The sequence below is a fragment of the Streptomyces sp. WM6386 genome, from assembly GCF_000972385.1.
Taxonomy (GTDB): Bacteria; Actinomycetota; Actinomycetes; order Streptomycetales; family Streptomycetaceae; genus Streptomyces.
Genome location: NZ_JXTE01000593.1, coordinates 1 through 383, shown reverse-complemented (window position 1 = coordinate 383; position 383 = coordinate 1). Strand labels below are relative to the sequence as shown.

The window sequence follows — 383 nt, the reverse complement described above, 5'->3', positions numbered from 1 at the left end:
GCCCATACCGCCCCGTCGGCGCCCTTCGGAATCACGACAGTGTCGGCGGTCGTCAACGTCACATACTTCCGGGGCCGCTCAGCGGGTCGCAGTGCGTGGATCGCCACGAGTTGACGGGCCAGCAGAGGGAGGCGCGTCTCCAATCCCTCATCGTCGAGAACCGTCCGGCCCGTCAGATGCGTCATAAGGAGCGATGGATACTCGCAATGCGCGGCGGTCAGATCAGCCGCGACCAGTCCGGGAGCCGGCACTCCGGTCCCCGAGAGGAGTGTGAGGGCGCCAGTCTCCCTGCTCAGCCAGTCCTCGGCGTGCTCCACGTTGACGAAGGTCCGCAGCACCAGGTCACGAGTCTCTCCGTCCCGCGTGCCGATGGTCAGCCTCCG

Annotated in this window: 1 protein-coding gene; it reads right to left on the bottom strand. The window is 67.1% G+C overall.

Going from position 1 to position 383, the window contains the following annotated elements:
• Positions 1-383, bottom strand: a 383-nt coding sequence (locus tag TN53_RS42840) for a phosphotransferase (protein ID WP_046264334.1), incomplete at both ends; no start/stop codon positions are given.